The 21,699-nt window shown below is 36.7% G+C and carries 20 protein-coding genes; 14 read left to right on the forward strand and 6 right to left on the reverse strand.

What is annotated here, in order from left to right; all coding sequences use genetic code 11:
• The 11 genes from H6571_09715 (at position 1) to H6571_09765 (ending at position 10,697) form a co-directional block, all read left to right on the forward strand.
• Positions 1-816, forward strand: a complete 816-nt coding sequence (locus H6571_09715) for a hypothetical protein (GenBank protein ID MCB9323997.1) — start codon at positions 1-3, stop codon at positions 814-816.
• Positions 817-952: 136 nt separating this feature from the next.
• Positions 953-1,174 (forward strand): hypothetical protein, encoded by a 222-nt coding sequence (locus H6571_09720; protein ID MCB9323998.1) that lies wholly within the window; start codon positions 953-955, stop codon positions 1,172-1,174.
• Between the two features lie 66 nt (positions 1,175-1,240).
• Positions 1,241-1,555, forward strand: a complete 315-nt coding sequence (locus tag H6571_09725; GenBank protein MCB9323999.1) for a hypothetical protein — start codon at positions 1,241-1,243, stop codon at positions 1,553-1,555.
• Positions 1,545-1,766 (forward strand): hypothetical protein, encoded by a 222-nt coding sequence (locus H6571_09730; GenBank protein MCB9324000.1) that lies wholly within the window; start codon positions 1,545-1,547, stop codon positions 1,764-1,766. Before H6571_09725 ends, H6571_09730 begins: the two co-directional genes overlap by 11 nt.
• A 121-nt stretch (positions 1,767-1,887) precedes the next feature.
• Positions 1,888-3,285: a DUF3987 domain-containing protein gene (locus H6571_09735; GenBank protein MCB9324001.1), complete on the forward strand. Its 1,398-nt coding sequence runs from the start codon at positions 1,888-1,890 to the stop codon at positions 3,283-3,285.
• A gap of 97 nt (positions 3,286-3,382) precedes the next feature.
• Positions 3,383-4,468, forward strand: coding sequence for a hypothetical protein (locus H6571_09740; protein MCB9324002.1), 1,086 nt, complete (start codon positions 3,383-3,385; stop codon positions 4,466-4,468).
• A 22-nt stretch (positions 4,469-4,490) separates the two neighbouring features.
• Complete coding sequence (locus H6571_09745) at positions 4,491-6,017, forward strand: hypothetical protein (GenBank protein MCB9324003.1); 1,527 nt, start codon at positions 4,491-4,493, stop codon at positions 6,015-6,017.
• Between the two features lie 159 nt (positions 6,018-6,176).
• Positions 6,177-6,680, forward strand: a complete 504-nt coding sequence (locus tag H6571_09750) for a hypothetical protein (protein ID MCB9324004.1) — start codon at positions 6,177-6,179, stop codon at positions 6,678-6,680.
• 203 nt (positions 6,681-6,883) lie between these two features.
• Positions 6,884-8,755: a DUF262 domain-containing protein gene (locus H6571_09755; GenBank protein ID MCB9324005.1), complete on the forward strand. Its 1,872-nt coding sequence runs from the start codon at positions 6,884-6,886 to the stop codon at positions 8,753-8,755.
• A 96-nt stretch (positions 8,756-8,851) separates the two neighbouring features.
• A complete protein-coding gene (locus H6571_09760) occupies positions 8,852-9,631 on the forward strand; it encodes a hypothetical protein (protein MCB9324006.1) in 780 nt (259 codons plus the stop codon).
• The gene (locus tag H6571_09765) at positions 9,624-10,697 is read left to right on the forward strand and encodes a HAMP domain-containing histidine kinase (protein MCB9324007.1); all 1,074 of its coding nucleotides are present in this window, start codon (positions 9,624-9,626) and stop codon (positions 10,695-10,697) included. The genes H6571_09760 and H6571_09765 overlap by 8 nt, the downstream gene beginning before the upstream one ends.
• A 41-nt stretch (positions 10,698-10,738) precedes the next feature.
• Here the strand turns inward: H6571_09765 and H6571_09770 are convergent, their stop codons facing one another.
• The 6 genes from H6571_09770 to H6571_09795 all read right to left on the reverse strand — a co-directional run bounded on the left by H6571_09770 (position 10,739) and on the right by H6571_09795 (position 20,000).
• A complete protein-coding gene (locus H6571_09770; protein ID MCB9324008.1) occupies positions 10,739-11,446 on the reverse strand; it encodes a M48 family metallopeptidase in 708 nt (235 codons plus the stop codon).
• Positions 11,447-11,448: 2 nt separating this feature from the next.
• Positions 11,449-14,715 (reverse strand): type I restriction endonuclease subunit R, encoded by a 3,267-nt coding sequence (locus H6571_09775; GenBank protein ID MCB9324009.1) that lies wholly within the window; start codon positions 14,713-14,715, stop codon positions 11,449-11,451.
• Positions 14,716-14,718: 3 nt separating this feature from the next.
• Positions 14,719-15,909 carry a restriction endonuclease subunit S gene (locus tag H6571_09780; protein ID MCB9324010.1) on the reverse strand — a complete coding sequence of 397 codons (1,191 nt, stop codon included), beginning with the start codon at positions 15,907-15,909 and terminating at the stop codon, positions 14,719-14,721.
• A 2-nt stretch (positions 15,910-15,911) separates the two neighbouring features.
• Positions 15,912-17,399, reverse strand: coding sequence for a type I restriction-modification system subunit M (locus H6571_09785; protein ID MCB9324011.1), 1,488 nt, complete (start codon positions 17,397-17,399; stop codon positions 15,912-15,914).
• Between the two features lie 52 nt (positions 17,400-17,451).
• Positions 17,452-18,573: a hypothetical protein gene (locus tag H6571_09790; protein MCB9324012.1), complete on the reverse strand. Its 1,122-nt coding sequence runs from the start codon at positions 18,571-18,573 to the stop codon at positions 17,452-17,454.
• Between the two features lie 83 nt (positions 18,574-18,656).
• Complete coding sequence (locus H6571_09795; GenBank protein ID MCB9324013.1) at positions 18,657-20,000, reverse strand: hypothetical protein; 1,344 nt, start codon at positions 19,998-20,000, stop codon at positions 18,657-18,659.
• Positions 20,001-20,260: 260 nt separating this feature from the next.
• Between H6571_09795 and H6571_09800 the strand changes: the two genes are divergently transcribed.
• The 3 genes from H6571_09800 to H6571_09810 all read left to right on the forward strand — a co-directional run bounded on the left by H6571_09800 (position 20,261) and on the right by H6571_09810 (position 21,165).
• A complete protein-coding gene (locus H6571_09800; GenBank protein ID MCB9324014.1) occupies positions 20,261-20,506 on the forward strand; it encodes a GIY-YIG nuclease family protein in 246 nt (81 codons plus the stop codon).
• Positions 20,507-20,727: 221 nt separating this feature from the next.
• A complete protein-coding gene (locus tag H6571_09805; GenBank protein ID MCB9324015.1) occupies positions 20,728-20,910 on the forward strand; it encodes a GIY-YIG nuclease family protein in 183 nt (60 codons plus the stop codon).
• 42 nt (positions 20,911-20,952) lie between these two features.
• The gene (locus tag H6571_09810; GenBank protein ID MCB9324016.1) at positions 20,953-21,165 is read left to right on the forward strand and encodes a hypothetical protein; all 213 of its coding nucleotides are present in this window, start codon (positions 20,953-20,955) and stop codon (positions 21,163-21,165) included.
• Positions 21,166-21,699: the final 534 nt, after the last annotated feature.

Consider the following 21,699-nt stretch of genomic DNA (forward strand, 5'->3'; position numbering starts at 1 on the left):
ATGGCCTCAAAGCAAAAAAAAATTAGTTTTTCACTCTTCTTAAACGAAACCCTTACTCCAAAGAAAGGCGGGTTTTACCCTGTGTATTTAAGGATTACTTTCAAGAGGCAAAACACTAAGATTCCCGATGTTTTGCTTAATGACCACACCCTTTACTGGAGGAAAGAAGACTTCGAAAAATTTCAAAAAGGAGATTACTCCGGATCTTATCGTGGAGAGGCTCAGATGGTCAAGGAATCAATTGAATTCTATGAAAATATAATAAGATTTGAGGATGCTCAAGATCCGGAAAATTATTCGGTAAGCGGATTGGCCGAACGAGCGAGGTTTTATAGACAAAATTTTTCTGAAAGTCTTAAAAAGCAAATCCAGTATTTATTCAACTTAGAAGCAAAATCCATTAAAAGGGAAGGAATAGAAATAAAACCTTTGAACTTTTTCACCCTGGAAGGAAATATCGGAAAAGTTGAAAACCATTTGTCTGAATCTCTAAAACGCTTAATCGAAACATACAGCCTTGTAACCGTTTACTTATTATTTGCTCATAACTTTAATGAGGACGATGAATTTAGCGGCACTTTATACCATTGGACCATTAAAAATGGAGTGAAAAATTTTAGTTTTTTCTTGGATGATTATTTCGGATCGAGAAAGAAAATAGATGACTCATTACTCAAAAATTATTTTACTGAACGCTCTTCTGAGTTAAAAACTATAGGAAAATCACTTTCAGTGATGCCTCCTGATAAAAATCATAAACAATTGTATCTGAGCGTTTTATCTAACCATTTAGAATTTATTTTAGATAGGCGGTAAAAAAATTTATTCAAAATGAGTGAATACTCACTCATTTATTTATACCTTTGTCCTGACGGACTGTGGCTAGGTGTGTCAAATGAGCGTGAATATTCATTCATTAATTGTAAATTAAAATAATGCTACTATGCAAAACATGACTAAACACATTGAAAGGCCTTTAATGATCGGCCTCAAAAACATTGCACAACTCTTGGATGTAAGTACCCGTACGGTAATACGAATGCACAAAGACGAACAAATACGGCTTTACCGGATGAGAGGAAAACTATTTGCTAAGTTCGATGAATTGAAGGAAGACCTGGATGATCTATTACAGCCTTTGCCTTCCAAAGAAAAGCAAATGAATCAGGAGTAAAATAAAAGCGTCCACGAATTCGCCTTCGTGAACGCTTATTTTTTCACTATTTAATAGCGTTATACTATGAACACAAAGGTAATAAAATTCAAGCAAGAAGACAATCTCACTTCTTTTCAGCTTACTGACAGCCAGGCAGAACTAATCATTCCAATTTTAAAGAACGTAAAATGCACTGAATACCTCCAAATTTTTTTTGAAGAGTCGGAAGCCATTTCCGATACACTTGACGAACTTTTGATCGGCCATGATTGGGATGTCCTGGGGGGAACCGGTGAAAAGTTGGCATATTCTCAAATTGTTTCTCGTCTATTGCAGAAGGCTAGGTTGTTGCAGGTTCTCAATTCTATCACTCCCAAATTGAGTGACAATGAAAAGTAAGAACACCATATCAAAGGAGTCATTACAGGAATTAGCAAAAACATACCAGGAGTGTCATGTGGTTATTCGGAGAATCAACGACCAAAAGAAAAGAGAACCTTGTATGCCGTTGAAACTTTTAGCAAAAGTGGTGGAAGCAAGGATATTGCTTTCCCTTATTCAAAAGGAAGTTGTTTTGAGGAATCAACAAGTTCCTTTAACACAAGATTAAGCTTAGACACTGATTTTCATATTTTTTTAGGGTTGAACCCTCCGGTTCAGCCCTAATTTGAAAATCAGAGCGTATCAAAAAGAAAAATTCAATACGAAAATCAGTAAACAAATTCTTGAATATGGCAGTCAGTAAATTGAAACCTATACCAATCACTCCTGAATTAATAATCCATCATCTCGAGAGCCTAAAAGGAAGTAAGTCTACAGAAAAAGAGGAAAACTCGTTTCCCGCTGAAATATTTCCAACTGCTCTACAAAAAATAATTAAAGCTACAAATGATAGCCTAAACTTTCCTATTGATTTTGTAGGAGCTTCCATGTTATATGCTGCATCGGTAGCCATAGGCAATTCCTGTAAAGTTGAGGTATTGAAGGGATACCAACAGAACGTTTCTCTGTATATCTCAATTGTAGGCCGTAGAGGAACCAACAAAAGCCATCCATTAAGCTTTTTCCTAAAACCTCTTGAAGATCGGGATGAAAAGAATTTTGAAAAGTATAGGATTGAAAAACAGGAATACGACACCAATATAAAATTATCAAAAAAAGACAGAGATAATCAACAAATTGATGACCCGATCTTGCCGATCTGGGAACAACTCCTGGTAACTGATTTTACACCAGAAGCTTTGATAGAAGTGCATAAATTTAATAAAAATGGTATTGGAGTTTATGCAGATGAATTGGCTAGTTGGTTTAAAAATTTTAACCGATATAACAGCGGCAGCGAAGAACAATTCTGGTTAAGTGTATGGAGTGGAAAACCGATCCGAATTAATAGAAAAACCAGTGAACCAATATTTATTTCCCTACCGTTTATTTCTGTGATAGGAACCATTCAACCTGCCGTACTCAAAGAATTAGCAAAGGACAGAACAGAAAACGGTTTCATGGACAGAATTCTGTTCGTAATCCCCGATGATCTGAAAAAGAACTATTGGAGTGAAACACAATTAGAACTGGAAGTGGAAGAAACCTGGAAAACAATCATTACCAACATACTTGACATTCATTTAAATCAAAACGAAAACCTCACCCCTACCCCGACAATAATAAAATTCTCACCGGAAGCCAAAGATATCCTTCGGGCCTGGCAACGAAAAATAACTGATTTATGCAATGAATCCAATGACGACATTCTGGTTGGGATATATGCTAAACTGGAACAATATTCTTTGAGGCTGGCTCTAATCCTTCAAATGTTGAGTTTAGCCTGTGGAGAAACCAAACAAACAGAAATTGGTGTAGATGCCACAAAAGGAGCTTTAAAACTTATTGAATATTTCAAAAAGACGGCTCTCAAGGTACATTCTATAGTGGGTAAAGCAACTCCGTTGGAAAAATTACCTATGGACAAAAAGAATCTATATGAAGAATTACCGGAAACTTTTACTACCCAAGAGGGGGTCAAAATTGCGGAAAACATTGGAATCCCAGAACGGACTTTTAAAAGATTCGCCGCCCAGGAAGATTTGTTTAGTAACCCTAAAAGGGGAGAATATAAAAAAAAATATTAGTGCCTGGCACATGGCACAAGCGGCACAAGTGGCATAAAAGCAACCTAATTGTGCCGCTAATGCCACTTGTGCCATGTGCCACTTAAGGTTTTTTAAAATGAAAAATTATCGTTTCAAGTTAGAAAAAAGCAGTAAAAAACACATTTGCCCTCAATGTGGGAAAAGGCGCTATGTTAAGTTCGTTAATACGAAAACCAAAGAATACCTGCCTGGAAAATACGGAAGATGCGACCGGGAATCCAATTGCGGTTATTTTCTTACCCCTTATGCCGATGATTATTTACAGTTGTCAGACGAAAATACAGACTATAAGTCCAATAAGGTGAACACGAATTCCCCAAAAACACCGCCACCTCCAGTATTCATTCCTGAAAACATTCTCCTGAAAACTCTGGAACCAGAACGATACCAGCAAAACGTATTTATACAAAATCTTCTTAAGAGAATCCCCTTCCCTATTGAATCCACAGAAGTTGAAAAAGTGATTGCCTTATACTTCCTGGGTACAGTAAATCAAGGATATATGTCTGGCTCAACTACCTACCCATTCATTGATAAAAAGGGCAAAATCAGAGCAATTCAGGTTAAGCAGTTTGACAACGAAAACCACACTTTAAAAACAAGTTTTTTGCATTCCATTATCCTAAACCATTACAGAAAAACAAAGCAAAATGCTCCGGGCTGGTTGAATAAATATCAGAACCAGGACAAAAAGGTTTCCTGTTTATTCGGTGAGCACCTGTTAAGTCTTTTTCCTGAAAATCCCATTGGGCTGGTTGAAGCACCAAAAACCGCTATTTATGGAACCCTTTATTTCGGAATGCCGGACCGCCCTGAAAACTTCTTATGGCTGGCCGTTTACAACCTCAGCAGTTTGAATTACGAAAAATGCAAAGCACTTTACGGCAGAGACGTTTTTTTATTTCCTGATTTATCTAAAGATGGCAGTGCTTATAAGTTATGGAGTGAAAAAGCAGTAAAATTAGAAGACTGGATACCCAAAACCACCTTTACCGTTTCTGACCTCCTTGAAAGGAACGCATCGAAAGCGGACCGTCATAATGGCCTGGATCTTGCTGATTATCTGGAAAAACAAGATTGGAGAACGTACAGAACATTTTACGCAGAAAATAAAAATGCCCCGCCTGGAGCCGGTAAGCAACCCAAACGAGGCATTATCTAACATAAGTTAAACACTCTAATGTATGAAAATTTTAACATCATTGCCGAGTAACAAAGATTTTTTTGATACCTACGCCCCTCTTTCCGGAAAAATTATCTGGGCGGGGATCTTCGCACAAGTCGTTAGTGGCTTAACGGAATTGGGGATCATTTACACCGGTTGTAAACAAGCGCTTAGCCCTCTGAATTTAGGCGCATGGGAACACCTGATTTCCGCAGCTGTGGCCATCATCGGAACCGCTACCATTGAAGTGGGCTTAAGGCAAACTTTTCCAAAAGCAATTGATTCCATCCTTCACGCCCGATGGAAAGGGCTGCATTTACCCATTTCAATATTTGTTTGGCTTTTGTCGATTGCCTTAATGGCTACTTCGGGAATCCTGTCTTTCAAAAACAGTAAAGTGATTGTAGAGAATTTCACACCTGAAGCGGAGAGCCAAACCAATCACCTGGCAGATAGCATCTACCAGGTGGAGCAGACCGGTTTCGGGACATCATTCAAACAGGATAGTTTACTGATCGAAAAGACCTTTAAGAGCAAAATCGATGTAACAACCGTTTCCTTTGACAAAAAAATTGATTCCCAGGAAAGGGCTATTGTCGGCTATGAAAACAAAGAAGCCCGAACCAATCGAAGTTATGCCACACGAAAAGATAATGTTCGTCAAAACATCGCTGACCTGGAAGCAGCCAAGGCCGATACCTTAGCTATCCTGGAAATGAACAAAGCCAATCAATTGATGGCACTGAACACCAACACTCAAACAGCCCTGTCACAAGCAAAAAACAACCACCTAAAAGCTGTTACAAGGGTTGTTAACAGTAATAAACAGGCTGAAACAGACCGTAACAACCTGGTTAACAATTACGGCGGTGGTTTAGGATGGTTTACAGTCGTTTGTTTGTTTCTGTTTTCTGTGTCTGTGATCTTAAACAGGATTTACAGGAAAGGTGCCGGTATCGAGGAAAAAGTACAGATTGAGGCTTACGATTTCCGTCCGTCTGCCTTAAGGGAATGGTGGTCTTCCATCCAGGAAAGAACCAATTATTTACTACACAACAAAGTCAAATCATTTGCAGACGCAACGCCACCCGCTCCCCTACCCGTTCAACCTGGTGTTTTGTATGATCTAACAGAAACGATGCAACATGTTACCATCCAGTTACAATTGAATACAAACGAAGACGGCAATAATGTCATAGTCCTGGACACCAAACAACCAGGGATCGAAAGGTTCACTCAGCACCGCCAGATCGGCTTCCAGATGCAAAACAAGTCCAATATTTCGAGTGACCTTTATAGCCCACGAACCACGAACCACGAAACCACGAAAAAGGATGCTAAAAACTCCTTTGAAACCGTTGATTTACGTCAAGCAAAACAACGCTTAAAACGCTATAAGAAGCGCCTGGGAGGACAGCAGCAAAAAGCCATCAAACAACAGCAGGCAACTGGTAAAGTGCTTAAGAGAACAGCCCATGCTATTAAGAATAATGAGCAGTGGGTAGCGTACTGGGAGGATGTGATAAACACCCTTACCAATGGCTAAACGGTTGCACTCCATTATTTATAGAAACCACCGTTTATAAGTGTTAACCTTCGTTAACAGGACGAAAAATCGTCACGGGGCGACTTTTCGCCCTCTATAGCTTTGTGTTAACGCATTATGTTTATTTGTGTTTTCATTCGTAAACAAAAACAATTCAAAATGGCTAAAGTTACCATAGGCTTCAGGACTGAACCTGAGATAAAAAATGAACTCCTGGAAAAAGCCAATGAACTGGGGATTTCCTTAAGTGATTATTGCGAAAATTTGATCGTTAACAGGCGAAATAATGTTGATGATAATGGCTTTCGTGAACCGATGTTAACGGAAGGGGATGTGGATATTATTGAGGAGGTTTTTGCGGATCAGTTGCATGAATATTTTGGTGTTAACGGAAGAAAATTCTTAAGGGAAAAGGAAGACTCAAACCCTCCAGAAGCTAAGATCACTGATTTGGAAGATTTCTTTGATTTTTTGGATTTGCCAGAGGAGAATGCTAAAAACCTGGCAAATTATCTTAAGAAAGCGGCCAAGGCTTTGGAAGTTAACGAAGCTGAGATTCTTGTGAAAATGCTGGCGTTTACCTATTCAGAATTAGCTCCTATAAAAGGAGGAGTTTTTAATCGTGGAATCGGAGGAATAAGTTCCGAAAAAATCTTTGAGTAAAAGTTTGTTGTAATTCAAATCTTTTATTAAGCTAAAACTCCAGCTCGATTACGGCTTGGAGTTTTTTATTACATATTATTTTTCTCAATATAAATCTCATCGAAGTTTCGCAAAATGTATTTTTTTTGTTAAATTGTCCAATTCATTTTTTAGTGTAATTCATTCTTCCTTGTAACCTAAAAATTACTTAAATGGACCAACAAATGAACCAACAATTAAAAAACAAAATAGAAGCAACTGACACAAGTATTAATAAACTTTTAAAAGGTCAAAAGTTTTATATAGATTATTTTCAAAGAGAATATCGCTGGGAAGAAAAACATATCAAAACTTTGATAGAGGACCTTACTAACACTTTTCTTAAATCCTATAAAAAAGGCGATAAACCGGAAGAAGTTGCCAATTACCAAAACTATTATATAGGACCTGTGGTGTTCAGTGTAAATCCAGAGACGGCAAAAAAATCAATTATTGATGGACAACAAAGAATTACCTCCATCACCCTTTTGTTAATTTTTCTAAACCACCAACAAAAGAACTTTTCAGAAGAGCAACGAATTCCAATTTCAGAATTAATTTTTTCAGTAAAACACCGTGTTAAATCTTTTAATATGACTGATAAAAACCGGGAAGACTGCTTGAAGTCCTTATTCGAAAATGGTTTTTATTCTCCAAATGAGGAGGATGATGAAACGGTCATTAATATGGTTGATCGTTATCAAGACATCCACGATTCATTTCCCGAAGAAATTGACGATAATATCTTACCATTCTTTATTGATTGGTTTATCGAAAATGTTGTGATTGTTGAAATCACTGCCTATTCGGATGAAAATGCTTACACCATTTTTGAGACGATGAATGACAGAGGACTGAATCTCACTCCTACTGAAATGTTAAAGGGCTATGTACTTTCAAGAATTACAGACCGTAAAAAAAGAAACGAGATAAATGATATTTGGAAGGCCCAAATGATAAAATTGCACGATTTTTCTAAAAATGCAGATCAAAGTTTTTTCCATGCCTGGTTTAGAGGTAAATATGCGGTAAGTATTCGCCCAGGAAAGGTTGGCTCCGAAAACCAAGATTTTGAATTGATTGGATCTCGATTCCACAATTGGTTTAAGGAAAATCATCAAGGGTTATTTAATTTAAATAGCCCTGAAGAATTTTACGACTTCTTTAAAAATAAATTTCCTTTTTATGTTAAATGGTATCTCAAAATTTGGCATGGTAGCCAAGAGTTTTCAAATGAAATACCACATCTACATTATATAAGCCAGTGGGGAATTGCAGACTCACTTCAAGAACCTTTACTCTTGGCAGCTATAAACTATGGAGAGAAAGATTCTGTAGTTCAGGAGAAGATTGATGCAGTTGCACGGTTTATTGAAACCTTTACCGTCAGAAGAAGCATAAACTACAAAAAATTTGGCCAGACGGCCATCAAATATACGATGTTCAATATTATAAAACTCATTCGTGATAATGACTTGAATGACTTGCAAATCAATTTAACAAATGAGATCAATGAAATCCAACAAGGTTGGGAAGCGATTTCAGATTTCAGGTTACATGGTATGAACAGGAAATTTATCAAACACTTATTATCAAGGATATCAAGTTACTTGGACAATTCAATAGGAAAGGATACCAACTATGTTACATATCACCATCCAAATGGCAGGCAATTTGAAATAGAACATATCTGGGCTAATAAATTTGAAGAACACAAAGATGAATTTGAGCAAATAAATGATTTTCAAAGTTGGAGAAATTCAATCGGAGCCCTAATTCTACTCCCTCACGGGACAAACCAGTCATTCAATAGTGGTCAGTATAAGGATAAACTTGAGCACTACTTAAAAGAGAACACATTCGCTCAAACCTTACATACTAAGTTTTATGAAAAGAATCCAAATTTTTTAACATCTCCGCAAATTAAAGCTTTGGGCTTTAAACCACACCCTGACTTTAAGAAAAATGATATTATTGAAAGAACTTCATTAGTTCAAAGAATTTGTGAGGAGATATGGACTACAGATTTTTTTATTAAAAATAACTCCAATAATTAGAATAAATTTTATATCAGGCATGAATTTTCACTTAAGAATTATCCGGCTACAATAAAGAAATTGTACTTGATTTACAATAAAAAATAATTACTAGTTATGATTAATGAAGGAGACTTCTGGACAGGGCTTAGTTACACCTTAGTGGCTATGTTTATTGGAGCAGTTGTTAATTATATTGCAGTTAAAGTATCGAGTATGTTAAGTGGCAATTCATATAATTTTCTATGGGTGAATAAATCAAAAAGATTTTCAAAAGTTACAAAAAAATATGGGTTTGATGAGTTAAAGAGAAGGCTTAGAATTGTCATTATAGATGATGAAGATATTTTTCCAATGTCCCTTTTTAAACAAAATGGATACAATGTAGAAAAATGGGATAAAGTTGAGGATTTTTCAAAATTGGAATCAGGATTTTATGACATTATAGTATTGGACATTTTAGGCGTAGCAAATCACTTATCTGATGATGATGGATTTGGCGTTTTAGAAAGCCTAAAATTAAGTAATCCTGCACAAATCATAATTGCTTATTCTGCTCATAGTTATGATCTAACAAAGCAAAAGTTTTGGCAACTTGCCGATGAAACGATTGCCAAACCTTCTCAATTTCTAAAAATGAAAGAAGTCGTTGACAATGTAATAATTGAAAAATTTAATCCTAATAGATACCTTGAAATCCTTTATGAAACACTCCGAGAGTTTAACATACCCAAAAAGGACATAAGAATTTTTGAACATAAATTTTTAACATCAGTAATTAATAAAAGAAACATAGATTGGAATAATATATTATCATTTACTTCTAATGAATCTCTGAAACATAAAGTAAAAACCATTTCAAAAACCATTCAAAAAAACTTCACTGAACTTGAATAAATTTCTTCTTCATAAAATATTGAATTATCCTTTTATTCATAACCAGGAATTTGTTGGTGTGACAAATCTTTCTCAAAACAAAACCTGCATGAAAAATTGCAAAAAAAAGGATTGTCTTGATTTTATACGAAAATCTAATTGTTCAGGAGAATACACCTGCTCGAAATCGTTCAACAATTTTTTATTTGTATGCAATGATGGGGATAAATTTTTATTAAATGGTTTAATTCTTGACGATAAAAAAAATCATGTGAACGCCATAAATGTTTATCGAAGGGGGCACAGAGTGACAAAATTGGAAATTGAAAAAGAATTGGAAAAGGTTGAAGCTCTAGAATCCTTCTTACAATCATCTGCTTCTGATTTGGGCCCGAGAATGTCTATTCTTCATGATATAAAAACAACCTTTGGAATTATCCTTAGTCAGGTTGAAAAATTAATTGACTTAAAAGAAGGGACTTCCTTTGAAGAGAAGCTTTTGAATTGTGAAAAGGAACTAATTGATACATACGATGCCTTAGATTTAGCAAATTCGCAACTTGGCATGATTGATGTTTTAGTTAATCCTGGGAAAATAAATTATGGTCTTAAAAGAAAAATGAACCTTTTCCAATTATTCGAAAGAGTCTCAAGACTATTTCGTTCAAAAGCAGATAAGAAAGGTATTTCAATAAATTGGTATTCTGAATCAAAAGTGCCTGATGCCTATTTTCATGAATCAATACATTTTATTCCCTTGGTTTTATTAGATAATGGAATAAAATATTCTCATCGGGATTCAGCTATAAGAGTTTATTTTAATCTTAATAATGATCAATTAGAAATAAAATGCTCTTCCTATGGGTATTTCATTCCTCGCGAAGAAAGGGAACAAGTTTTTCATCAATTTAAAAGAGGAACAAATGCAGATAAATATGTGAAACAAGGAATAGGAATCGGACTTTGGATAGCTAAACGGATTATTGAAGCTCATGATGGAACGATTTCATATTCCTCTGAGGGGTTTGGAAATGTTGGAGCAAATAATTTCATATTAACCCTAAAACTAAACTTAGAAAACAAATGAAAAATCATCAAGGATTCCTTTAAAAAACATTCAAAGTAGAGTCACACCATCAACCGCTCTAACGCATCTTTAGTCCTCCGCCAGTCAGGATAGATCTCCTCCAGGATTTGGTAGAACGCTCTACTGTGGTTTAAATGAACCAGGTGGCATAACTCATGAATAATGACATATTCGATGCTTTTCTTAGAGGCTTTGATGAGCTCAAGGTTGAGGAGTATCTGACCGTTTTGATCACAGCTGCCCCAGCGTTTTTTCATCCACCTGTATTTGAGGGTGGGAGTTCCGGAATAGAATTTTTTGGCAATAGGGACATTAGTTTCAAACAATTGGTTGAAGTGAATTTCCGCCTTTTGTTTGTACCAGTTTTTAAGGAGCTTTTCTATTTTAGATTTGTCGGCTTTGGACTGGACAAACACCTCGATCTTTCCGGCATTGAGTTTAACAAATTCTTTATCGGACTCAATTAGCTTGAGCCGGTATTGCCTACCCAGGTAAAGATGGGTTTCTCCACTGACGAAATTACGGGGTGGAGTGATGGGATGGAAGGAAAGAAAGAAATCCTGTTGTTTGAGTATCCAAGGAGCTTTCTTTTTTACTTTCTCCTTTACCTGATCCATTTGGCTGTCCAGGGGAGCGATGACCTGTACGGTTTTATCCGGATGCACACGAATACCCAGAGTTTTGCGGTCAGCAAACTCAAGGGTGTATTCGATGGTAGATGTTCCGTATTGTATTTGGTCTTTTGTCACGCTTATTGGTATTTCAATTTTGCTACTTTCATACACTCCTCGATCAAGTTGTCAATCTGGTCCCAATTGGTATCCAGCCCAAACTTTTGTAACAATTCATATAGAGCATCTCCCAATTCAATATTGATCTTACCGGTTATATCCTCATTTTGGTGCCATTCAATGATCTTTTGCCCGTTCAGGTAGATATGTTCATTAACCACTTTATCAATGGCCATGCTGACTTCAATATGAAATGGTGTTTTCAGTAATTCAACATCTTCAAAAATGGACTTGCTGAAATTGTAAAACGCCAAAGCAACCTCATTGTTTGCCAGTGCTTCCGGGGCATCATCTGAACGCCCGTGGAAGAATTTCTCTTCAAATTCTTTGGCCTTTTTTAAATACTCAGCTTCCTCAATACGCTTTTGATGGTAAGCAGCAATGGTTTCTTTGATCAGCTCGGCCAGTTTCTTGAAATACACCGGGTCTTCCTGCATCTTTACATTGATCGCCTTGATCGTTCGGCTGGCGATGTGGTCCGCCTGGGCTGCTTTACCCACGATCTTTTCCACCTCTGCATCCCTTTCCTCCTTGTCAAATATGTCAACCAGTTCTGTGATCTTAAGGATCTCTCCTTCGGTGGAAATATGCTTGTTGATCAGTTTCTGAATTTGAGGTTCAAATTCTTTATAGGCAATATCATCATTATACCTCCTGGTAACATCTACCCGGAGTTTTAGGAAAAACTTGGCGTCGTCCTTGTATGACTTGATCTTTTTCTCATCGGTATTTCTCGCAAAATCTACAGAAGAAAGGGCCATTTTCAGTAAACGGGCAAAGGCACTCAATTTCTCATAAAATCTATTCCGAATATCCTCTGCTGCCAGTAATTCCTCGTAGGCAGCAGGTTCAAGGTTTTTATCCTTTAATGTCTTGAATATATCCCATAATTCTGCATGAGCCTGGGGCAGTTTCTTGATCTCCTCATTGAGGTTTGTCCAGGTACCTTCCAGGTCTTCAGGTTCAAAATCTTCCAGGCCGGTGTAGGTACTGAGGGCCGTGTCCAAGTTTTCCAGGTTTCCGTAATAGTCAATTATGTAACCATAATCTTTCCCCGGATAAACCCTGTTCACTCTTGCAATGGCTTGTAAAAGGGTGTGCTCTTTCAATGAACGGCACAAATACAAAACAGTGTTGTTTGGGGCATCAAACCCCGTTAACAACTTTGCTACCACGATCAGTATTTCCGGAACATCCCGTTTTTTAAATTGGTTGATAATACTTTTCTCGTATTTCTTAATATCTCCGTATTTATCGATCATCGCCTGGAAATAATTATCCTCACGGGCTTTGTCTTCATTGACATTGTAAAAACCGTCTTCTGTCCCCTCTCTTTGGTCTGATTGCGTTACTACAACCTCAGAATTGACCATACCTATATCATCCAGGTACTCTTTATACAACAGTGCCGTTTTGATGGTAGGTGCCACCAGCTGTGCCTTTGGCTTGTATTTATCATTGTGCGTCTGAAAGAAGTCGGTATAATGTTCACTGATATCCCAGGCCCTGGCATAAATGACCTGGTCCGCTTTATTCAGTTCGTTAATTGTGTTGAACTTTTTCTTAAGGGCTATTTTACCATATTTAGTTAATGGTTCTGCCACTTTATCGAAAAAGCGGTTGATAGGATCCTCATTCAATGTGATCAGGTTGTGCCTGCCTTCATATAGCAAGGGCACTACCGCACCATCGGCCACTGCGTCTTTGACTGTGTAGGCTTTGCCAATATAGCCCCCAAACTTCCTGGCTGTATTTTTCTCCTTTTTCATCAAAGGAGTACCGGTAAAAGCTATAAAGCAGGCATTGGGGAAGACGAGCTCCATATTGACATTAAAAGATCCGTATTGCGTCCGGTGGCCTTCATCGATCATTACAAAGATATCAGGAGAAGTGAATGGCTTTTTACATTGCCTGACTGCTGCCTCAAACTTGTTGATGATGGTAGTTATGATTTTATCCCCACTATCATTTAATAATTCTGAAAGGTGTGTGCCGGTATTGGCCTTAACCACATCTTTTTGGCACTTTTTAAAAGTATCGGAAATTTGTTCATCCAGATCAATACGATCCGTAACGAGCAGTATTTTCGGATTGGAGATCTCCTCATTGGAGGCCAGCATTTGAGCAAGCATGACCATGGTCAGAGACTTTCCGCTTCCCTGGGTGTGCCAGATAACTCCGCCTTTTCTTTTACCGGTATTGTCAAAGCGGGTTACCCTCTTTATTGTTTCTTTTACTGCAAAATATTGTTGATAACGGGCTACCTTCTTGATCCCGTCATCATACAGAGTGAAATTCCGAATAATATCTAACAGCCTATCTGGTCGGCATAAGCTATACAATAATTCATCCTGTTTGGTGATGGGTCTTTCTTCCAGTTCCAGCCCATCAAAGTACCAACGGGCATAACTGAATCCTTTCCCATTTTTTCTTTCAGAAAACAATGTAGTTTTCTGATCATCTTCCAGGGGCTTATTTTTCAGCTGCTTTAAGTGGTGCCAATAGGACGTTTCTGCTTCCCTGTTAATAAATTGTTCCTTCCATTTTGACCAATATTCTTTACTGGTGCCAGTGGTAGCATAACTTCCGTCATTAGAAGCCAGGCTTAACAACAAATTGGAATAGACATACAATGACCTGATGCCTTCTTTACTGAAATTCCGAATGTGTTGCTCAATGGCCAACTCAACAGGTTCCTTGGTCCCTCCAAGGCTAGGGCTTTTACATTCGATGATCACTGTTGGAATGCCATTCACAAAAAGTAATACATCCGGCCTGAAGGTATCGGTTCTTGCGGTCCTTAATACGCTGAATTCTTCTGTTACATGGTAGATATTATTTTCCGGATTTTTCCAGTCGATATATTGGAGGGTATGGCTTTTCTTATCTCCATCAATACTTTGTTCGAAGGCTTTGCCAAGGGTCAAAAGATCATATAGAGCGGCATTGGCATTGAGAAAACCATCCTGTATGGGAAGGTCCTTGATGGCAAGAATAGCTGAGTTGATATTGGCATCCGAAAATTCATAGGCTTTGCCCTTTCTGTAAATTGTATTGATTTTCTTTAGCTGGTTTCTTAAGACTTCTTCAAATAACACCTGTGAAGTCCTGTCTCCCCGCCATTCCAAGGCCTGGGATGGAGTTACATATTGATAGCCCAAATTGATCAATAACTGAATTGCCGGAATTTGGGAAATGTGGTCCTCTAAAAATGACGGTGTACTCATGGCTTATGGGTTTACGGCCACTCTGATCTGACCAGTTAATAATTTTTGCATTAAGCCTTTCTTTTGCAATTTCAAATTATCTAAAAATTTCTCATAATATGATAATTCCTTATCTATGGTATCAAAAAAATTAGAAATTGCAACTTGTTCATTTTTCGATGGAATTTTAATATCCAAAGTTTCAAAAACATTCCACCTCAAACCGCCTCTCCTTGCAATAGAGCCAGACATATTACTTTGATATTGATATATCATTCTATCTGTTTTTAACAGCCGATAGAGAAATGAATCATCTACTAGTTCATTAGTCTTAAAAACAGTGTACATTGGACTAACAAGGCCTTTTTCTAATATGTCTTGATATCCGATAGAACCTTCTTCTATATGATTTGTAGCGTAAGCAAAATACCCTTTTGGCACGATTTTATATTTTGATAAATCGTCTCCAAAAACTTTCCGTCCAAAATAGTCTAGGGATTTAACTAACCCATCATATTTGGTACACGATAATACCTCTATCTTTTCATTATTAGAATTTTTTTGCGAATAATGTGAAGCGACTTTCCCTAAGGAGACTTTTTTCCACTCTCCACTAAACCCCTTCAACCTTTTCCTCCCCGTAAGCAACTGCTGCATCAATCCTTTTTTACGCAATTTGAGCTGCTCGATGAGGTTTTGTGTATGGTCAATGGCTTTGTCCGAGTTGGAGAGGATTTCGGCTATTTTTTTTTGTTCAGGGAGAGGGGGGATTGGGATTAACATTTTAGAAATCATTTCCATTCTCACTGAATCAACCGAATTTTTGGCGCTTAACCTTATAGCTCTTTTATAAAAATGTTGCGAAAAATAGTGATAAAAGAATTTCCCAGAAACTTGTTGGTAAAATCCATGAATATTATAAACCCGTTGATGGAAATCAAATTTGCCATTGATATAATGATAAATTTTCCCAACACCAACACCATCACCAGATGTCAATACAGCTTCCCCATCAAAAGAAAAAGAATTTATTCTTTCAATTGTTTGAGACCGAACGAAAAAAGGGTATTTACCTTCTTCAATCTTGTTTTGTGTATCTTTGTTTCCTGTTTGTATTTTTGCAATTTCGCCAATTTCCTTTAGGTCCCAATTTCTTGGAATAATACCTATTTTTGAATCTTTATATCCTAATTGTAATATTTGTGTCTTATCCATCCTTAAAACCCTAATTCAGTTAAATAATCAGCCATCTGCTTTTCCACCTCGGCAAGCTTCTTTTTCAATCTGGCTATTTCTTGTTGCGTAGCCTCAATATCCACTGGTTCTTCTTCCTCAAAAGTATCTACATACCGGGGAATATTAAGATTGAAATCATTTTCTTCAATCTCCTCAAAGGAAGCCACATAGCTGTACTTTTCTATTTCCACCCAATTGTGGTAAGTTTGATAAATCCTGTCAATGTCTTCTTCTCTAAGTTTGTTTTGATTCTTGCCATTCTCATACTCGCTACTTGCATCAATGAATAGCACATCTGTGTTATCCCCTTTGTTTTTGTCAAAGATCAAGATAGAAGCCGGAATACCTGTGCCAAAGAAAAGGTTGGCCGGTAAGCCAATCACTGCCTTAAGCAGGTTCTCTTCAATGAGTTGTTTTCTGATCTTACCCTCAGAACTCCCCCGGAACAATACCCCATGAGGCAAAACTACACCCGCTCTTCCATGTTCATTAAGCGTTTCGATCATGTGGGTAATAAAGGCATAATCTCCTTTGCTTTTAGGTGGTACTCCCCTGTGGAAACGGTTATACCTGTCGGCAGGAGCATTTTCCGCTCCCCATTTATCCAGGGAAAAAGGAGGATTAGCTACCACTATATCGAATTTCATCAGGTTGTCATACTCCACCAGTTTTGGATTATTCAGTGTGTCTCCCCATTCAATCGTGGCATTGTCCATTTCATGCAGGAACATATTCATCCGGGCAAGAGCCCAGGTGCTTCCGTTTACTTCCTGTCCGTTCAAAGAAACATTTTTGCTTCCAATCTCCCTGGCCACCTTCAGCAAAAGAGAACCAGACCCGCAAGCCGGGTCAGCAATCCTATCTCCATCCTTCGGCTCTACTAATTTGGCCAGCAATGCAGACACCTCAGAAGGCGTGTAGAACTCTCCGGCCTTCTTCCCTGCATCAGAGGCAAAATTACTGATCAGGTACTCATAGGCATCACCGATCACGTCATTATCCTCCAGGTTGGAGGGCCTCAGATCCAAGTCTGCAAAATCACTCAGCAGGTGTCTTAGTCTCCTATTTCTGTCCTTTGTCTGTCCCAGGTTCGCTTCTGAATTGTAATCAATATTCCGGAACACCTTTTCAAGCTTTGTCCTGTTGGCATCTTCCAGGTTCTCCAACCCAATATTGATCAATTCTCCCAGGTTGTCTTCATTCCTTTTCTCATACAAATAGTCAAAGGAACTATTCTCCGGCACTTTGAACCGCTCATGCTTCAGCGCCCTTTCCACCCGCTCAAGGTCTCCATTATACTTCTTTATGTAGGCTTCTTTCTTCTCCTTGCTCACATCGGTAATGTATTTGATAAAGAGCATGGTCAGGATATAGTCCTTATATTGGGTAGCATCGATCGTTCCCCGGAAGGTATCACAGGCTTTCCAGACTTGCCGGTTTATTATGTCTCTGGTTATTTTTTTATTCATAGAAGAGGTGTTCTAATATTTTTAGCTATTTTAAGGCCAGTTAATAATGAATTTAAAATTTGCATTCTAAGTTTTTGGGAGTTTCAGGCAATCCTTGATTTTTTCTATATAAGGTGTCCCAAATACAGGTTTTTGAACTTATAATATCAGAATCTTTGACTTTAGTTCCATATGGTCCATTGTCATTTATCCATGTTTGAGCAACATTTTTAAATATTTCTGAATCTAAGGGATTCAAAGCTTTTGGATTATGAAAAATCCTTACCCCTTCTCTCCATGTTTCAGGAACAGGATTTTCCCCGACTGTATAACTGAATTCAATTGCATGTGAATTTGGGGCTGGGTTTAATTTATAGCCTGTCCTTTGCATAATTATATTTTCAGTAAAATAATTATTTTCAAACCCCATCCTGTTAAATTTCCAAAAATCACTTGTATTCACAAAAATAACAGCACTAACATGCTCACTATTCGGGAGATTGAAAAAATTGGAAGGAATCTCCTTTTGCCCTAGATGGTGGCTTTTTTTATTAGAAATACTTGGCAACAACTTGCCAGTTGAACTAATTTTTGCATTGATTTTTTTACCGTATAGGTATTCGAAAAAGAGTAAATCAGGGATGTCTTTTGTTAAAAAATGATGATGAACTGCTATAGCAATTAAAAACGGTTTCCCTTTTACCCAATCAAGTTCCCAATATTCTTTCTTTTTTTTATTCTTAGATTTTCCACGATTGACCTTTGATCTAAGGACACTTCCCAGTTTAATTGAATAATGTTCTTTCGAATCATCTAATTTTTGATAATCTCCAGATGCAATTGCATTTTTCAAAGATAAATCTGAAAAACCCTCCTCATCTTTTGAAGGGTTAGAAGTAGTAGCTTCTATGAAAAATTCCAAATTGTCCTTTTTAAGATGGAAATCAGGATAAGCGTATCCATTAATTATCTCGATCTCTTGTTCCTTTATAAATTTAAAAAGAAAAAGTTCAAGAAGCCTACCCCAGAATCCACCGGATTGAAAAGTATCTTTAAAATTACCATCCTGATCTCCCATTTCCTCGAAAATTTTATTAATCAAATACCTTCCAGGCTCATAAACTCTATGCTTTTGGAATCCAACAAAATATTTATTTAAATTTTGTGATATGGTTGGATTAAATAAATCTTGCATTTTATGAGGTTTTAAATTCAAAATGATAACTCTTGATACAAAAACTTATATAATAGCTAATTTTATAAGCTGATTTAAATTTATTATATTTTATCAAAGAAAGCTTTCCTGTTTATAATAATAGAAGAAGGTCTAATTTGGTCAAAAATAATTCTTCCAAATAAACCCATACCTAAAAATAATTTATCTGATTTAATGCTTTTATCCTCTATTTTGATACCTCTATTATCAAAACTAAACACCTCTTTACTTTTAAAGGGAAGGCTCTGAAGCAATTGGCTTAATTCTTTTTTACTCGACCAATCAGCCGGTAATCCCAAATTCTTACAAAGCAAAATAAATTCATCATAATCAATACCAATATAAATCTTTACCCGATCAAATACGATATCAAATATGTCTTCTTCAGGAAATGGTTTTAAAAATACCGGTTCACTTATTGTAATTCCTCTAGCTGACATTATATCATGAACAGGGAAGTTTTTATTTAAGGCTTTTAGGGCATTTGGGCCCCAAAAACGCATGTTATCACGATACACCCCTATATTTACTATATTCTCTATAATGGTGTAAGCAAAAGTTTCAGTTTTTGACTTTTGAATCAATTCTAAAATTATGTCATGGTATTTTTCCTCTGGATAAATACTATTTGGAAGATTTACATCAACATTATCGTGTTTAGGGTCCTTTCCTTGATCCTTTGAGTGTAAATTAATTAACCTTTCTCGTCTCTTATTTTGTTCAACCACACGAAGTAACTGCTTTGAAAAATTTTCATCATATTTCCCTTGTATGGTTTCCTGTGTTACTTTCATTTGGTTTACTTCATAAAACTTAATAATCCTTTTGGCTTCATCATTTTTCTTTCCTGTTTTAACTTCAATTACTTGAATATTTTTTCCAGACACAACTAATAAATCACCAATTTGTAGGTTACTTGTTAAATCTAGAATTAAACCGAATTGAGTTGGGTATGAATTTATTTTTCTCGCTTCCGCAATAATTGCATCGAACCCAATTCCTGATAACTCCTTTTCTCCAGCGTCTTCTGTATAAAACCTTGCAAGAATCTCTCTTTTGCCTCCTAACATCTGCCAGGCCATCGAAAAGGCTAAGTTCCTAAATAAATCATTTTGGTAATTAATTTCTTCTATTTCATTCTTTATCTCTTTTTCTTTTTCCTTGTCCACAAGTCCTCTTACTTTTTTAAGGGCATTTTTCATTTTCTTAAGGTGAATTTGATTTTTTTTCAATTCCTTAAGAATCATATTTTGTGCTTCTTTAAACCCTGCATAACATGATTTTAAAAATTCATATTTATTGAATGGGCCATCATTTGGAAATTTGGCCAAATAAGTTTCAGCACCGTACTGACAAGCATAGAAAAAAGCTTTTTTAAGTTCTTTTTCATAATTTTCTTGGATCATTGGGTTGTTATTTTTTTATTAGCTAATTAATTTCCTTTGGCCTTAAATACTTGAGAAAAGATATGAAAATTAAAGCTTTTAACATTGATTTTACACATTTTTTTGCACCAAAACCCACACCAAACCAATCAAAAACACATATAAATAATTGACAGACAACAATATAAGTAAGATTCAGCACATTCCCGTCCGGACCGCTTAAAAAAAAGCTCAAATACATCATGTGTTTGGGCTTTTTTTATTCACCAAAATTCAACCAAATGTTCTATGTTTACCTCCTTCAAAGTCAAAAGGATCAATCCTTTTATATCGGGTACACTTCCGACCTTCAACAGCGACTTTTTAAGCACAATACGGCTAAAGCAGGATATACTTCCACCAAACAACCTTGGGAAATAGTTTATTCCGAAACTTTCGATTTAAAAAGTGATGCGATCAAAAGGGAGCGTTTTTTGAAGCGACAGAAAAATACGGCGTTTTACCAAAGACTCATTCGTGGAATTTAAGAGATTTACACAAATTACCACAGTGCCGTAGTTCAGATGGTTAGAATACCTGCCTGTGCCGACACCTCGGCATCCGAGGACTCGGGAGGGTCGCGGGCTTGTTCAGACACCTCGGCATTCGAGTCCTCCCGAGGTGTCGGAACAAGCTATCCGGACCGCTTAAAAAAAAGCTCAAATACATCATGTGTTTGGGCTTTTTTTATTCACCAAAATCTAACCAAATGTTCTATGTTTACCTCCTCCAAAGTCAAAAGGATCAATCCTTTTATATCGGGTACACTTCCGACCTTCAACAGCGACTTTTTAAGCACAATACGGCTAAAGCGGCACAATCAATTGATGTTATGTTTCTTTTTTCTTGCCATAGTAGTTTCATTAATTTTCATCGGATTTTTTCAAAATGAAAAAGAGCCTGTTTTCAAAGTTTGTTAGTTCATTCTTTAGTAATGAATTATTTTGAGGTCACTCCCCACATCGGGGCTTTTTATCGGACGGCTTTTATTGGGGCTACGGATGCTATTTTTCCTAAGAGTAGGATTCAGACGGATTCAGCGGAACGGATTATTTCAGCGCAGAAGCGGGTGAATGCTGCTTTTCGGGAGGCTTTGGAGCAGGGGGATGGTGGGCATTATGGGTTGTTTGTGAGGGTGAGGGCGTAAGGGAAAAAATCCCTTTAAATCTGATTTCCAGAAGTATTAGACAGTAGTCTTGTTTATGTAAAGAGAAAACTTATCAACATAAAAAGAAAACTTATTAACAAATAAAAATGACTTATTAACATGTGGATAACTTTTTAATTCAATATAATCATTTAATTAACAGACAATTACAATAGTTTTCCACAATTTGTTAATAACTTTTTATATTACTTTGTTTATTCCCCTGTATTTTTGTAAAATAAAAAATGACCTTCACATTATTAAAACATGAAGGTCATTGGATATTTTTTGTAACTGAGAAGATTATTCTCAAGGGTAAAATTACGAAAATTTTGGTTAATACCAAAATGTCTTTTAAAATAAGCATTTTTGTAAATCCTTTATTTGAGTGTTTATTGCGTCTTGAAATAGCCTTCTCCTAAAATTTCACATATGTTTTTTAATTTTCAAAAGGCCCTAGTGGTCTTTCGAAGGGTTGCTGCTGCAATACCTCGAATTAAATGGATGCGCATAATGGAGAATGCGCTAAAACTC

It is taken from the genome of Lewinellaceae bacterium (genome assembly GCA_020636105.1).
Classification (GTDB): Bacteria; Bacteroidota; Bacteroidia; order Chitinophagales; family Saprospiraceae; genus BCD1.

Excerpts from the sequence above, each read along its gene's own strand:
- H6571_09715 (MCB9323997.1), top strand. The coding sequence starts at position 1 with ATGGCCTCAAAGCAAAAAAAAATTAGTTTTTCACTCTTCTTAAACGAA.
- H6571_09720 (MCB9323998.1), top strand. The coding sequence starts at position 953 with ATGACTAAACACATTGAAAGGCCTTTAATGATCGGCCTCAAAAACATT.
- H6571_09725 (MCB9323999.1), top strand. The coding sequence starts at position 1,241 with ATGAACACAAAGGTAATAAAATTCAAGCAAGAAGACAATCTCACTTCT.
- H6571_09730 (MCB9324000.1), top strand. The coding sequence starts at position 1,545 with ATGAAAAGTAAGAACACCATATCAAAGGAGTCATTACAGGAATTAGCA.
- H6571_09735 (MCB9324001.1), top strand. The coding sequence starts at position 1,888 with ATGGCAGTCAGTAAATTGAAACCTATACCAATCACTCCTGAATTAATA.
- H6571_09740 (MCB9324002.1), top strand. The coding sequence starts at position 3,383 with ATGAAAAATTATCGTTTCAAGTTAGAAAAAAGCAGTAAAAAACACATT.
- H6571_09745 (MCB9324003.1), top strand. The coding sequence starts at position 4,491 with ATGAAAATTTTAACATCATTGCCGAGTAACAAAGATTTTTTTGATACC.
- H6571_09750 (MCB9324004.1), top strand. The coding sequence starts at position 6,177 with ATGGCTAAAGTTACCATAGGCTTCAGGACTGAACCTGAGATAAAAAAT.
- H6571_09755 (MCB9324005.1), top strand. The coding sequence starts at position 6,884 with ATGAACCAACAATTAAAAAACAAAATAGAAGCAACTGACACAAGTATT.
- H6571_09760 (MCB9324006.1), top strand. The coding sequence starts at position 8,852 with ATGATTAATGAAGGAGACTTCTGGACAGGGCTTAGTTACACCTTAGTG.
- H6571_09775 (MCB9324009.1), bottom strand. The coding sequence starts at position 14,715 with ATGAGTACACCGTCATTTTTAGAGGACCACATTTCCCAAATTCCGGCA.
- H6571_09780 (MCB9324010.1), bottom strand. The coding sequence starts at position 15,909 with ATGGATAAGACACAAATATTACAATTAGGATATAAAGATTCAAAAATA.
- H6571_09785 (MCB9324011.1), bottom strand. The coding sequence starts at position 17,399 with ATGAATAAAAAAATAACCAGAGACATAATAAACCGGCAAGTCTGGAAA.
- H6571_09790 (MCB9324012.1), bottom strand. The coding sequence starts at position 18,573 with ATGCAAGATTTATTTAATCCAACCATATCACAAAATTTAAATAAATAT.
- H6571_09795 (MCB9324013.1), bottom strand. The coding sequence starts at position 20,000 with ATGATCCAAGAAAATTATGAAAAAGAACTTAAAAAAGCTTTTTTCTAT.
- H6571_09800 (MCB9324014.1), top strand. The coding sequence starts at position 20,261 with ATGTTCTATGTTTACCTCCTTCAAAGTCAAAAGGATCAATCCTTTTAT.
- H6571_09805 (MCB9324015.1), top strand. The coding sequence starts at position 20,728 with ATGTTCTATGTTTACCTCCTCCAAAGTCAAAAGGATCAATCCTTTTAT.
- H6571_09810 (MCB9324016.1), top strand. The coding sequence starts at position 20,953 with ATGAATTATTTTGAGGTCACTCCCCACATCGGGGCTTTTTATCGGACG.